The sequence below is a fragment of the Gordonia sp. NPDC127522 genome (genome assembly GCF_042672305.1).
In the GTDB taxonomy this organism is placed as follows: domain Bacteria; phylum Actinomycetota; class Actinomycetes; order Mycobacteriales; family Mycobacteriaceae; genus Gordonia; species Gordonia hongkongensis.
The window spans coordinates 124,804-138,220 of record NZ_JBHXVK010000003.1 but is presented as its reverse complement, the minus strand read 5'-3'; the positions used below and the strand labels follow the sequence as shown (position 1 = coordinate 138,220).

The window sequence follows — 13,417 nt, the reverse complement described above, 5'->3', positions numbered from 1 at the left end:
CCACTGGTCAGCGACCCACGACCACCAGATCGTCGGCGTGCACCACCGGACGCTGCAGTTCGGGAGGGAGGTCGCCGGTGGAGCGGCCGACCATCGACGCGATGTCGTCAACGCCGTAGGCCGCGACGCCCCGGGCCCGCACCGTGTCGTACTGGTCGACGAGTTCGACGACGTCGCCCTCGTAGAACCTGCCGGTGACGCCGACGATCCCCGCGGCGAGCAGTGAACGCCGCTTGCGCGACACCGCGTCCACGGCGCCGTCGTCGAGCACGATCCGACCCCGCGCGTCGGCGGCGTGTCGCACCCAGAACCGACGCGCGGACAGCCGCTCGGGCCGGGCGGCGAACACCGTGCCCACCGAGGCGTCGGCCAGCGCCTGCGCCGCCGACGAGGCGGCCGCCAGCAGTACGGGCACGCCCGCATCCGCCGACAACCGGGCCGCGGCGAGTTTCGACGCCATACCACCCGTACCCAGCGCGCCGCCGGAGCCGGCGATCACCCCGTCGAGGTCCTCGGGGCCGTTGACCTCGGGTATCAACCGGGCGCGACGGCCGTCGACGTCGACCCGGCGCGGATCACCGTCGTAGAGCCCGTCGACGTCGGAGAGCAGGATGAGCGCATCGGCACCCGACAGGTGGGCGACGAGCGCGGCCAGCCGGTCGTTGTCCCCGAAACGGATCTCGTTGGTGGCCACGGTGTCGTTCTCGTTCACCACCGCCACGGCGCCGAGTGAACGCAGACGGTCAAGTGTCCGTTGGGCATTCGCGTGGTGACCGCGGTTGGAGATGTCGTCGGCGGTGAGCAGGACCTGACCCACCGTGCGGCCGTAGCGCGCGAACGACGTACCCCACGCATGCGCGAGAGCGAGCTGTCCGACGCTTGCCGCCGCCTGCTTGGTGGCGAGATCCGTGGGTCGCTTCTTGAGTCCGAGCGGGGCGATCCCGGCCCCGATGGCCCCCGAGGACACGACGATCACATCCGACCCGGCCCGCATCCGGGCCTCGAGGGCGTCGGCCAGTGCGTCGAGGCGGTTGCGGTCGAGTCCCTCGGTGAGGTCGGTGAGTGCCGACGACCCGATCTTCACGACCACGCTGCGCGCGTGCGCGATCCGGTCGCGTACCGACCCCTCGTGAACGCGGTCGGCGGAACCGGTGCTCACGGGAGGTCCCGCTCCCCGCCGTCCTCGTCCGGCAGCCCGCGCCGCAGACGACGAGCCTGTTTGCGTTCGGCGGCGCCGACGCGATCGGAGCGATCGAGCCGGATGTCGGTGCCGCGCCCGGTGATCGGGACGTCGTCGCCCATCGGCGTAGACGGTTCCCAGTCGAACGTGACCGCACCGATGGTGACGGGCGCGCCAGGCTGTGCACCGCGCTTCACCAGTTCGTCTTCGACGCCGAGCCGGTTGAGCCGATCGGCGAGGTAACCGACGGCCTCGTCGTTGTCGAACTGCGTCTGCGCGATCCACCGCTCCGGGCGGGAACCGCGGACGATGAAGCCGCCCTCGTTGTCCGGGTCGGTCTCGATCGTGAAGCCGGTGTCGTCGACGGCCTTGGGGCGGATGATCGCGCGCCGAGCGACCTTGGCGGGCTGGGCCTCTCGGTATTCGCGCACCATCCGCGCCAGTGCGAAGGTGAGCTCGCGCAGACCCTCGTGGGAGACCGCCGAGATCCGGAACACCGGCCAACCACGTTCGGCCAGTTCAGGTTCGACGAGGTCGGCGAGCTCGGCGGCGTCGGGTACGTCCAGCTTGTTGAGGATCACCACGCGGGGGCGGGAGGCGAGGTCGCCCAGTCCGTGGTCGTCGTCGAGTGCCGGGACGTACGCGGCCAGCTCGGCTTCGAGCGCATCGATGTCGGAGATCGGGTCGCGCCCGGGTTCCAGTGTGGCGCAGTCGACGACATGCGCGAGCACCGCGCAGCGCTCGAGGTGGCGGAGGAATTCGAGTCCGAGCCCGCGGCCGGTCGAGGCGCCCGGGATCAGACCGGGGACGTCGGCGATGGTGAACACGTCGCCCGCGGTCTGCACGACCCCGAGGTTGGGGACCAGCGTGGTGAACGGGTAGTCCGCGATCTTCGGCTTGGCGGCCGAGAGCACCGACACCAGGGACGACTTGCCTGCCGACGGGAAACCGACGAGCCCGACGTCGGCGACCGACTTGAGTTCGAGGACGAGGGAACGCTGCTGCCCCTCTTCGCCCAGCAGGGCGAAGCCGGGGGCCTTGCGCGCCTTCGACGCGAGCGCCGCATTCCCCAGCCCGCCGCGGCCGCCCTGCGCGGCCTCGAAGACCGTCCCCTCGCCGACCAGATCGGCGAGGATCGTGCCGCGCTCGTCGAGGACGACCGTGCCGTCGGGAACCTTGAGGACGAGGTCGCCGCCGGTGGCGCCGTCGCGGTTGTCGCCGGCCCCGGGCTTGCCGTTGGAGGCCTTCGCGTGCGGGTGGAAGTGGAAGTCGAGGAGCGTGTGCACCTGGGGGTCGACGACGAGCCGCACGGACCCGCCGTTGCCGCCGTTGCCGCCGTCGGGTCCGCCGAGAGGCTTGAACTTCTCGCGATGGACCGACGCGCAGCCGTGGCCGCCGTTCCCCGCGGCGACGTGGATGGTCACGCGGTCGACGAACCGAGACATCGAAATCCTTCTTCCGTCAAAAAAGAACAGGGCGGGCGGGGTACGCGATGACCCTGCCCGCCCTGTGTAAGAGCTTGTCGTGCCGGTTGCTCAGGTCAGACCGAAGCAGTTTCCGGGACGATGTTGACCGTCTTGCGGCCACGCTTGGAGCCGAACTCCACCGCGCCCGCGGCCAGCGCGAACAGGGTGTCGTCGCCACCGCGACCGACGTTGACGCCGGGATGGAACTTGGTGCCGCGCTGGCGGACCAGGATCTCACCTGCGCTCACCTGCTGGCCGCCGAAGCGCTTCACGCCGAGTCGCTGCGCATTGGAATCGCGACCGTTGCGCGAGCTGGACGCGCCCTTCTTGTGTGCCATGTGTCAGTCCTCCTGAGGTCTTCTCGAAGCGGGTCGAACTACTTGATGCCGGTGACCTTGAGGACCGTCAGCTTCTGACGGTGACCCTGGCGCTTGTGGTAGCCGGTCTTGTTCTTGAACTTGTGGATGCGGATCTTGGGGCCCTTGACGTGGTCGACGACCTCGCCGGTGACCGAGATCTTGGCCAGCTTGTCGGCATCTGTGGTCAGGTTCGACCCGTCGACGACCAACGCGACCGGCAGGCTCACCGTGCTGCCGATCTCTCCGTCGATCTTCTCGACCTTCACAGTGTCGCCTTCAGCGACCTTGTACTGCTTACCGCCGGTCTTGACGATCGCGTACGTTGCCATCGAAGTATTCCTCTTACTCGTCTACTCGGACCCTGGGGGCGCGAGCGCTCCTGGGGCGTTTGTGTTGTGCGTGCCGGGGCGGGCCGCAGGGCACCCGGGCATGTGGCCGGGGAAGCTGCGGTTCGCACCAGAGGGCCTGCCGACGGACTACGCACCGTTGCTGTGCCGAAGCGGGCAGAACAGCGCAGACCCTCCGCGGGAGGCGACTTTCCAAGGTTACGGGAACGTCGGCGGTCGGGTCAAACTCGCCCGACCCGGGCCCAGCGCGGCCCGGTCACCCAGGTCAGTCGTCGGCCGGTGGCGGTCCCGCGGGACGGCCCGCGCTGCGCTTGCGCGGCCGGCGCCGGACCGCGACCGCCGCCTCCGAGGTCCCGGTGGAGACCGGACCCGAGGTGGTCATCGGGGTGTCCGTGGTCGTGTCCGCCGCAGTCATCACCACGGAGTCGGGCGGTGTGGTCGTCTGCGCCGGACGCCGGACGACCCGCCGACGACGCCGTGCGGCCGCCGGAGCCTGTCCGTCGGTGGCCGAGCCGGCCGGCTCGGGCACCGTCTCGACCGCCGGGGGTTCGGTCTCAGCCGCCTCCGTCGCGGCGGGTTCCGTCGCCACCGGATACGGCAGGGTCTCGGCCGGCTCGGCAACAGCGGTGTCCGCCCGGCTGTCGGCCGTGTGCTGCGGCGACGACGCCTCGACGACGGGCTCCGGCGCATCCTCGGCCCGACCCGTGGTGTCACCGTCGGTGGTCGAACCGGACTCCTCGCCGTGTTCGTCGTCGTGCGCGTGCGCCGCCATCGCCCGGAACATCGGGTGCTCGGCCGGCTTGTGAGCGGGCGCGGCGGTCGGTGCGGCTGCCTCCGGCTGCGCGTCGGCCTTCTTCTTGCCTCGACGGGACCGCTTCGAGCCGGCACCGTCGCCGCGCGAAGAGTCGTCGGTCTTCACCTCGACGGGATTCGCGTGCACGATGATGCCTCGGCCGCTGCAGGCGGTACAGGTGGTCGAGAACGCTTCCAGCAGACCGGTTCCCAGACGTTTACGCGTCATCTGGACGAGACCCAGCGAGGTCACCTCGGACACCTGGTGACGGGTGCGATCACGGGCGAGCGCCTCGGTGAGCCTACGGAGCACCAGATCCCGGTTCGACTCCAGCACCATGTCGATGAAGTCGACGATGATCATCCCGCCGATGTCGCGCAACCGCATCTGCCGCACGATCTCCTCGGCGGCTTCGAGGTTGTTGCGCGTCACCGTCTCCTCGAGGTTGCCACCCGAGCCGGTGAACTTGCCGGTGTTGACGTCGACAACGGTCATCGCCTCGGTGTGCTCGATGATCAGCGTGCCGCCGGAGGGCAACCACACCTTGCGGTCGAGCGCCTTCGCGAGCTGCTCGTCGATGCGGTGCACGACGAACGAATCCGGCGCGTCGGCGTGCGGCTTGTCGAACTTCTCAACCCGCTCCATGAGATCCGAGGCCACCGAGCTGACGTAACCCTCGACCAGGTTCCAGGCCTTGTCACCTTCGACGACGAGCTTCTTGAAGTCCTCGTTGAACAGGTCACGGACGACGCGAACCAGGAGGTCGGGCTCCTCGTACAGCGGCTTCGGGCTCGATGACCCGCCCTTCTTGGCCTGGGCCACCGCCTCGTCGATGGACTTCCACTGCGACTCGAGGCGGGCGATGTCGGCACCGAGTTCCTCGGCGCTGACTCCCTCCGACGCGGTGCGGATGATGACCCCGGCCTCGTCGGGGACGAGCTTCGCCAGGATCTGCTTGAGACGTTTGCGCTCGACGTCGGGCAGCTTGCGGCTGATCCCGGTCGACGAACCGCCGGGCACGTACACCAGGTAGCGGCCGGCGAGGGAGATCTGCGTGGTCAGACGGGCGCCCTTGTGACCCACCGGGTCCTTGCTGACCTGGACGAGCACGTTGTCGCCGGGCTTGAGCGCCTGCTCGATCTTGCGCGAACCGCCGTCGAGTCCGGCAGCGTCCCAGTTGACCTCACCGGCGTAGAGCACCCCGTTGCGTCCACGACCGATGTCGACGAACGCGGCTTCCATACCCGGGAGGACGTTCTGGACGCGTCCGAGGTAGATGTTGCCGACCATCGACGACGACGTCGCGGTCGTCACGAAATGCTCGACGAGGACACCGTCCTCGAGGACCGCGACCTGCGTGTAGTCCTCGACCGCGGCGTGCTCGTGCCCGTCGTTGCCGGAGATGCGGCTGTTCGCGCTGCGCTCCCGGACGACCATGACACGGTCGACCGCCTCGCGCCGCGCCAGGAACTCCGACTCGGTCAGGATCGGCGGACGACGCCGGCCGGCATCGCGCCCGTCGCGCCGGCGCTGACGCTTGGCTTCGAGTCGGGTCGATCCCGAGATGCCCTGCACCTCGTCGCGGGCGCGCTTGCTGCGCGGCTCGCGCTCGTGCACCACCGTGTTCGGCGGATCGTCGGGCGACGCCTCATCGGGTTCGCCGCCACCTTTGCGACGACGACGACGACGGCGGCGGCGAGTCGACGAGGAGTCACCGGAGTCGTCGTCATCGGATGCGTCTTCGGCGTCGGCCGTGTCGGCATCGTCGCCGGACTCGTCGGCGCGGTCGCCCGCGGCGCCGGACGCCTCGGAGTCCTCCGCCTTGTCCGCACCCGAACGACGGCTGCGGCGGCGGGTGCGTTTGCCCGACGGACGGCCCTCCTCCGAGCGCGAGTCCTCGGCCGACTCCTCGGACGTGGTGTCCTCCGAGTCCGTGCCGGCATCGGTTGCCCCGTCACCGGTCGACTCATCGGCATCGGACGCCTCGGCGTCGGAGTCGTCTGTGTCCGAATCTCCGTCGCCGCCCTGATCACCCCGACCGCGCCCGCGTCCACGACGTCCGCGTCGACGTCGGCGACTCCGACCCGACCCGGAATCATCAGCGTTGGAATCATCAGCGTTGGAATCATCAGCGTTGGAATCATCAGCGTTGGAATCATCAGCGTTGGAATCATCAGCGTTGGAATCATCAGCGTCGTCGGCGCCGGATTCGTCCGGGGTCGAGACGTCGGCGTCTCGGTCAGCTGTGGTCGAACCATCGGCTCTCGACCTGTCCGAGCGGGCGGGCGCGTCCGCTGAGGTCGCGGTCTCGCCAGCGGCGGACTCGTCTGCCGGAGTGTCCGCCGACTCGTCCTTCGCGCCCGTCTCAGCGCGGGTCTTCGCACGAGCCGAGCGGGCGGCGCGGGGCTTGTCGGCCGGGGCCTGAGGCTGCAGGAACAGCGGCTGCGCGCCGGTCGAGGCGTCGGTCTCCGCGGCCGGGGTCGCCACCGGTGCGTCGTACTGGGCGGCCGAGAACAACGTCGGGGCCTCGGGCGCGGTCGATCCCGCGGGCGAGTCTTGGGCGGTGGTCTGTGCAGCGTCCTCGGTCGATGCGGCTTCGGCCGTCGGTGCGTCGTCGGCGGGCGCCGCTTCGGCGGACACCGCCTCGGTCGGTGCGGCTTCGACCGATGCCGCCTCGGTGTGGGCTGCGTCTGTCGGCGCGGTATCGGCAGGGGCCTCGGCCGGGGTCGTGTCGGCAGCGGCGTCAGGCAGAGCCGCGTCGTCGGCCGGGGCGGCCTGCGGGGGCGTCTCGCCGGTCTCGTCGACGCCGGAACGCACCCGTTCGGCCACGGCTTTCGCCAGTTCACGATCGACGCTGGACTGCGGGCTGCGGGTCTGCACGCCGAGATTCGCCAGGTGAGCCAGTACCTGTCGACTCGTCAGGCCCAGGAAGCGGGCCAGGGCGTGCACACGAAGTTTGCTGGGAAATTCTTCCGCCGATTCCGACGCTGCGTTCGCGTCAGCCGGCGACCCGTTGTCGGTCACTCAGTCTCCTCGAACCCCCGGGCGCGTCGGGCTGACGCGGCCACGCGAGGGTCTGCTCTGTGTCCCGGTCCTCGTCGGACCGGTGTTGTGTGGTCTGCGCGTCGTCGCTGCGGTCCGTCTCACGGATCGTCCGACGACGCTCTTGCTGTGTCGATGACCGCGTCCCTGATCGCCTTCCACGCCACCGGGCACAGGCGGAAACCTGAGTGTTCGCCCGCTGGCAGCAGGGCGAACTCGGTGGGGTCAGCTGCGGTTCCGTGGCGTCGCGGTGCATCGGTGCCGCACCGCGACGCGCCGGTACCGGGGCGCGTCATCCGGTCGTCGTCGACAAAGTGTGTCGGCGATAACTGTGCAAGTATCCCACACCGCGGTCGGATGACCGCAAAGGATGAGCGTTTGACGTTGCGCGTCGAGCCGAGGCGCTCGCGTTCAGCCCTCGAGTCCGGGGAACCAGAGAGCGATCTCGCGCTGTGCCGATTCGGGCGAATCGGACCCGTGGACCAGGTTGTACTGGGTGTCGAGCGCGAAGTCGGCACGGATCGTTCCGGGCACGGCCTTCTCGACCGGGTCGGTACCGCCGGCGATCTGGCGGAACGCGGCCACCGCGCGGGGCCCCTCGAGAACGGCCGCTACCAGCGGGCCGGACGTGATGAACTCGAGCAGCGAGGGATGGAACGGCTTGCCCTCGTGCTCGGCGTAGTGCCCGCGAGCGACCTCGTCGCTCGCGGTCTTGAGTTCGAGAGCCACCAGGGTCAGCCCCTTGCGCTCGATACGGCTGATGATGTCGCCGACGAGGTTGCGTTCGACGCCGTCCGGCTTGATGAGTACGAGAGTGCGTTCAGTCACGACTGACACCCTATCGACCGGCCACGGTCACGTACCGGTCAGGAGCAGTACTCACCTGCGACCGGGAAGAAGCCGTAGTCGAAGAGGCTGCCGGTGCGCGAACGCGGATCGACGACCACCTGCAGACAGCCGCCCGGCGAGGCGAGCGCGCCGGCGAGCGCGAGATCGAACTGTTGCGCCAGACCGAGATTCGCGGGCCGGTACTGGGCGGGCACCGGGAGGCTGGCGATGGCCTCGGGGGCCTTCATGGTCGCGGCACGCTGGGTGATCTCGTGGGTGGCGACATAGCTGTACTCCCCCGGCCCGACGGGAACGGGCGCGTCCGCGGCGGGTATCCCCACGAGGTTCGCGATCCCGATCGGTGCCTGGTCCTGCTCCGGATCGGCAGCCGCCGTGGCCGGGACGGTCAGTGCGAGCGCCGCGCCCGCGAGGACGACGACGGGGAGCACGGGGCGTCGGGTTCGGGCGGAGGTGGTCCGGAAGAGCTGGAACTGCACGTATGTCCTCACATCGGGTGTCTCGGGAAGGGTTTCGACAAGCTGCGAGGATCGACTTGTCGCCCCCCGCGGCATGGGCCATTGTTACAGCAAGCCCACCTGGCCGCCCGGGTTCGGCGATAACGGTCCGGCCACAGGTCTTGCGGCCACCAAACCCCGCCCTGAGCAACGAGAACACCGCTGGTGGGCAGCCGGCGGCGAGACGACGGGGCCGCCGGTCCGATTACTCGATCGGCTCCTGGCCGGGCAGCATCCCGCGTTCGACCCGTTTCTCGACGTCGGCCTTGATGTAGCGGATGTACAGCCAGACCGACCCGAAGACCACTCCCACCACCGCGATCGACCAGTGGAAGAGACCGCCGACGATCAGGACGACCTGCAGGCCGAGATCGAGGTTGATCGCGTACGGCCGGCCCTGCATCCCGGCGGCCAGGATCATCGCGATGACGACGAGCGTGAGGTATCCGCCGGACAACCAGGTCAGCCCGTCGCCGAGGCGCCACACGATCGGGAACGCCAGGATCACGACGATGACCTCCAGGATCATCGTGCCGGCCATCACGCCGCGGAGCCCCTTCCACGGATCGGTCGTGGGTGGGGTGTACCGGGTCATGAGGGTTCCTTACCGAAGAGTGTTCGCGCGGCACCGGCGGTCACGACGGACCCGGTGATGACCACGCCCGCACCGGACACGCGCTCGCCGTCGGCCTCCTCGGCCAATGCGATGGCCTCCTCGACGGCGTCGGGCAGGAAGGGTTTGACGACCACGCGGTCCTCGCCGAACACCTCGCGCGCGTACTCCGCGAGCGTCTCGGGTTCCAGGGCCCGTGGCGACCCGTTGTCGGTGACGACGACCGCGTCGAGCACCGGCTCGAGGGCTTCGAGGACTCCGCGGGCGTCCTTGTCACCCAGCACGCCGATGACGCCGACGAGCCGACGGAAGTCGAACTCCTCGGCCAGCGCCTGGGCCAGCGCCGCGGCGCCGTGGGGATTGTGCGCCGCGTCGGCGAACACCGTCGGGGCGCTGCGCAGTCGCTCGAGCCGTCCGGGGTTGGCGACGGACGCGAAACCCGTACGCACCGCGTCGATGTCGAGCTGACGATCGGCCCCCGCACCGAAGAACGCCTCCACCGCCGCGAGGGCCAGCGCGGCGTTGGCCGCCTGATGTGCACCGTGCAGCGGCACGAAGATCTCGTCGTAGACACCGCCGAGCCCCTGGATGGTGAGCATCTGCCCACCGACGGCGATGACCGAGTCGAGGACCGCGAACTCCGATCCCTGGCGGGCGACGATGGTGCCCGCATCGACGGCCGCGCGCAGTAGGACGTCCATGACCTCGGGGCTCTGTTCGGCGATCACCGTGACGGGATCGACGGTGTCGGCCCAATCGGGTTCAGAACCGTCGGGTTCGGCGGGCTTGATGATGCCGGCCTTCTCCCCCGCGATGGCGGTCAGGGTGTCGCCGAGATAGTCGGCGTGGTCCATCGCGATCGGTGTGATGACCGAGACCGTGCCGTCGATGACGTTGGTCGCATCCCATCGACCGCCCATGCCCGTCTCGACGACGGCGACGTCCACCGGCGCCTCGGCGAAGACCGCATACGCCATCGCGGTCAGCACCTCGAACTTGCTCATCCGGGGTCCACCCGCCGCCGTCGACGAATCGTCGACCATGGTGATGTACGGCTCGAGTTCCCGATAGGTGTCGATGTAGGTGCGTGCCGGAATCGGCTTGCCGTCGACCGAGATCCGCTCGGTGACGCGCTGCAGGTGCGGACTCGTGATCCGGCCCGTGCGCCGGTGCAGCGCGGACAGCAGCGCGTCGACCATCCTGGTGACCGACGTCTTGCCGTTGGTCCCGGCGATGTGGATCGCGGGGTATCCGTGCTGGGGGGATCCGAGCAGATCCATGAGCGTCGCGATGCGGGTCAGCGACGGCTCGATCTTCGTCTCGGGCCACCGGGTGTCGAGCTCGGCCTCGACCTCAGCGAGTTCGGCGAGATCGTCGGCACTGTCGGTGACGCGCAGCCGCGCCGGCTCGGCATCCGGATCGGGTTCGTCCTCCCCCAGGATCGCCGACAGACCCAGGGGGTCGCCCGCCGCATCCATTCCCAGGACGGCTGGATCCTCTTCGGGGAAACCGGTGTCGTCGCTCACGCGCCGGCCAGACTCGCCAGCTTCGCGTTCAACCGTTCGACCTCTTCGGTCGCGATCCGCTGACGGTCCCGGATCTTGGCGACCACGTGGTCGGGAGCTTTGGACAGGAACTGTTCGTTGCCCAGTTTCGCCGAGGTCGTCGACAGTTCCTTCTCGGCCACCGCCAGGTCCTTGACGAGCCGCTTGCGTTCGGCTTCGACGTCGACGGTGCCCGAGGTGTCGATCGCGACGACCACGGTGGCCACGCTCAGGCGGACCTCGATGGTCGCGGTCGCGCCGAAGTCGGGCCCGGCCGGGTCCAGACGCGCGAGGGACGTCACGTACGGCAGCAGGTGTTCGAGCCCGGCTTCGCCGAGTCCGTCGAACTGCACGGCGACGCGCTGGCCCGGACGGAGGCCCTGATCGCTGCGGAAACGCCGGACCTCGGTGATCAGCCGCTGCAGATCGTCCACACGAGCGGCCGAGTCCGACGACCAATCGCGTCCGGAAGTGGTCGGCCAGGGGGCGACCACGAGCGATTCACCCCCGGTGAGCGCCTTCCACAGCACCTCGGTGACGAACGGCATCACCGGCGACAGCGCGCGCAACAATGGCTCGAGGACCGCGCCCAGCACGAGCGACGTTGCTTCCGAACGCTTCTCGTCGTTCTCGGCGAACTGCACCTTCGCGAGTTCGAGGTACCAGTCGCAGACCTCGTCCCACGCGAAGTGGTAGAGCGCCTCGCAGGCCTTCGAGAACTCGTAGGACTCGAACCCGGCGTCGATCTCGGCGAGCACCTCGTCGAGCCGGCCGAGGATCCACCGGTCGGCGTCGGTCAGCGTCTCGGCGTCGGGGAGCTCCCCGACCTTCGCGCCGTTCATCAACGCGAACTTGGTGGCGTTGTAGAGCTTGGTGGCGAAGTTGCGCGACGACTGGGCGTGGTCCTCGCCGACCGAGATGTCCGAACCGGGGTTGGCACCGCGGGCGAGCGTGAAGCGCAGGGCGTCGGCACCGAAGCGCTCCACCCAGTCGAGCGGGTCGATGCCGTTGCCCTTCGACTTCGACATCTTGCGACCGTGTTCGTCGCGCACCAGGCCGTGCAGGAACAGGTTGTGGAACGGGATCTCGTTGCCCGGACCCAGATCCTTGCCCACGTACGTGCCGAACATCATCATGCGGGCCACCCAGAAGAACAGGATGTCGTACCCGGTGACGAGAACCGAGGTGGGATAGAACTTCTCGAGATCCGCGGTCTGATCGGGCCAGCCCATCGTGGAGAACGGCCACAGCCCGGAGGAGAACCAGGTGTCGAGGACGTCGGTCTCCTGGACGTAGCCCTCGGGGGCCTGCTCGTCGGGTCCGACGCACACCACCTCGCCGTCGGGTCCGTACCAGATCGGGATGCGGTGACCCCACCACAGCTGACGGGAGATACACCAGTCGTGCATGTCGTCGACCCAGCTGAACCAGCGCGGCTCCATCGAGTTCGGGTGGATCACCGTGGACCCGTCCCGCACCGCGTCGCCGGCCGCCGCGGCCAGCGTGGAGACCGCCACCCACCACTGCATCGACAGGCGCGGTTCGATCGGCTCGCCGGTGCGCTCCGAATGCCCGACGCTGTGCAGGTACGGACGCACCTCTTTCACGATCCGGCCCTGTTCGGCCAGCGCCTCGCGCACCTTGACGCGCGCCTCGAAGCGGTCCATGCCGTCGAATTCGGTTCCGGTGTCGGCGATCCGGGCGGATTCGTCCATGATCGTCGGCATCGGCAGGTTGTGCCGCTGCCCGAGCGCGAAGTCGTTGGGGTCGTGTGCCGGCGTGATCTTGACTGCGCCACTACCGAATTCGGGGTCGACGTAATCGTCGGCGACGATCGGGATCATCCGGTCGACAAAGGGGTGCGGCAGTGCGGTGCCGACCAGGTGGGCATACCGTTCGTCGTCGGGGTGCACCGCGATCGCGGTGTCGCCGAGCATCGTCTCGAGTCGGGTCGTCGCGACGACGATGTGGGGCTCGGTGTCGTCGAGTGACCCGTAGCGGAAGCTGACGAGTTCGCCCTCGACGTCGGCGTAACTCACCTCGATGTCGCTGACGGCGGTCTTGAGGACCGGCGACCAGTTGACGAGGCGCTCGGCCTGATAGATCAGCCCGTCGTCGAACATCTTCTTGAAGACGGTGTGCACCGCGCGCGACAGGCCCTCGTCCATCGTGAAGCGTTCGCGCGTCCAGTCGACACTGTCGCCGAGGCGGCGCATCTGCTCGCCGATGTTGCCGCTGATCTCGGCCTTCTCGGCCCACACCCGGTCGATGAACGCCTCCCGGCCGAGGTCGTCGCGCGTCTTGCCCTCGGCGGCGAGTTTGCGCTCGACCATCGTCTGCATCGCGATCGCCGCGTGGTCCATGCCGGGGAGCCACAGCACCTCGTAGCCCTGCATCCGACGGCGGCGCGAGAGCGCGTCCATCAGGACGTGCTCGTAGGCGTGGCCCATGTGCAGCGAGCCGTTGACATTCGGCGGCGGGATCACGATGGAGAACGGCGGCTTGTCACTCGCCGCGTCCGCGGTGAAGTACCCGGCGTCCACCCAGCCCTGGTAGAGCGACGCCTCGTGCTCAGCGGGGTCCCAGGACTTCGGCAACCCGGTCTCGGGTACGGCAGTCCGGGGCGACGCTGTCTCGGGCAACGCGGATGTCTGGTCGGGTGATGTCACGGCCGCTATTCTATGTTTTCGCCGGGCCGGACCTCGCCGGCGGTCCTCCCTCATCGACGGC

Annotated in this window: 10 protein-coding genes; all 10 read right to left on the bottom strand. The window is 69.1% G+C overall.

The window, feature by feature from the left end:
- Positions 1-7: 7 nt before the first annotated feature.
- The 10 genes from proB to ACFVHY_RS08110 all read right to left on the bottom strand — a co-directional run bounded on the left by proB (position 8) and on the right by ACFVHY_RS08110 (position 13,410).
- Positions 8-1,159 carry a glutamate 5-kinase gene (gene proB / locus ACFVHY_RS08155; protein WP_159370623.1) on the bottom strand — a complete coding sequence of 384 codons (1,152 nt, stop codon included), beginning with the start codon at positions 1,157-1,159 and terminating at the stop codon, positions 8-10.
- Positions 1,156-2,625, bottom strand: coding sequence for a GTPase ObgE (gene obgE / locus ACFVHY_RS08150; RefSeq protein ID WP_390270649.1), 1,470 nt, complete (start codon positions 2,623-2,625; stop codon positions 1,156-1,158). Before obgE ends, proB begins: the two co-directional genes overlap by 4 nt.
- Before the next feature lie 95 nt (positions 2,626-2,720).
- Positions 2,721-2,984, bottom strand: coding sequence for a 50S ribosomal protein L27 (gene rpmA / locus ACFVHY_RS08145; RefSeq protein WP_004019626.1), 264 nt, complete (start codon positions 2,982-2,984; stop codon positions 2,721-2,723).
- A 38-nt stretch (positions 2,985-3,022) separates the two neighbouring features.
- A complete protein-coding gene (gene rplU / locus ACFVHY_RS08140) occupies positions 3,023-3,334 on the bottom strand; it encodes a 50S ribosomal protein L21 (RefSeq protein ID WP_004019625.1) in 312 nt (103 codons plus the stop codon).
- A gap of 283 nt (positions 3,335-3,617) precedes the next feature.
- Positions 3,618-7,169, bottom strand: coding sequence for a translation initiation factor IF-2 N-terminal domain-containing protein (locus tag ACFVHY_RS08135; RefSeq protein ID WP_390270645.1), 3,552 nt, complete (start codon positions 7,167-7,169; stop codon positions 3,618-3,620).
- A 429-nt stretch (positions 7,170-7,598) separates the two neighbouring features.
- Positions 7,599-8,015: a nucleoside-diphosphate kinase gene (gene ndk, locus ACFVHY_RS08130; protein WP_058250057.1), complete on the bottom strand. Its 417-nt coding sequence runs from the start codon at positions 8,013-8,015 to the stop codon at positions 7,599-7,601.
- Between the two features lie 38 nt (positions 8,016-8,053).
- A complete protein-coding gene (locus ACFVHY_RS08125) occupies positions 8,054-8,512 on the bottom strand; it encodes a hypothetical protein (RefSeq protein WP_390270642.1) in 459 nt (152 codons plus the stop codon).
- A 223-nt stretch (positions 8,513-8,735) separates the two neighbouring features.
- Entirely contained in the window at positions 8,736-9,125 is a 390-nt protein-coding gene (locus ACFVHY_RS08120; RefSeq protein WP_390270639.1) for a DUF4233 domain-containing protein, read from the bottom strand.
- Positions 9,122-10,669 (bottom strand): bifunctional folylpolyglutamate synthase/dihydrofolate synthase, encoded by a 1,548-nt coding sequence (locus ACFVHY_RS08115; RefSeq protein ID WP_390270636.1) that lies wholly within the window; start codon positions 10,667-10,669, stop codon positions 9,122-9,124. Before ACFVHY_RS08115 ends, ACFVHY_RS08120 begins: the two co-directional genes overlap by 4 nt.
- Complete coding sequence (locus tag ACFVHY_RS08110) at positions 10,666-13,410, bottom strand: valine--tRNA ligase (RefSeq protein ID WP_390270633.1); 2,745 nt, start codon at positions 13,408-13,410, stop codon at positions 10,666-10,668. Before ACFVHY_RS08110 ends, ACFVHY_RS08115 begins: the two co-directional genes overlap by 4 nt.
- Positions 13,411-13,417 lie beyond the last annotated feature (7 nt).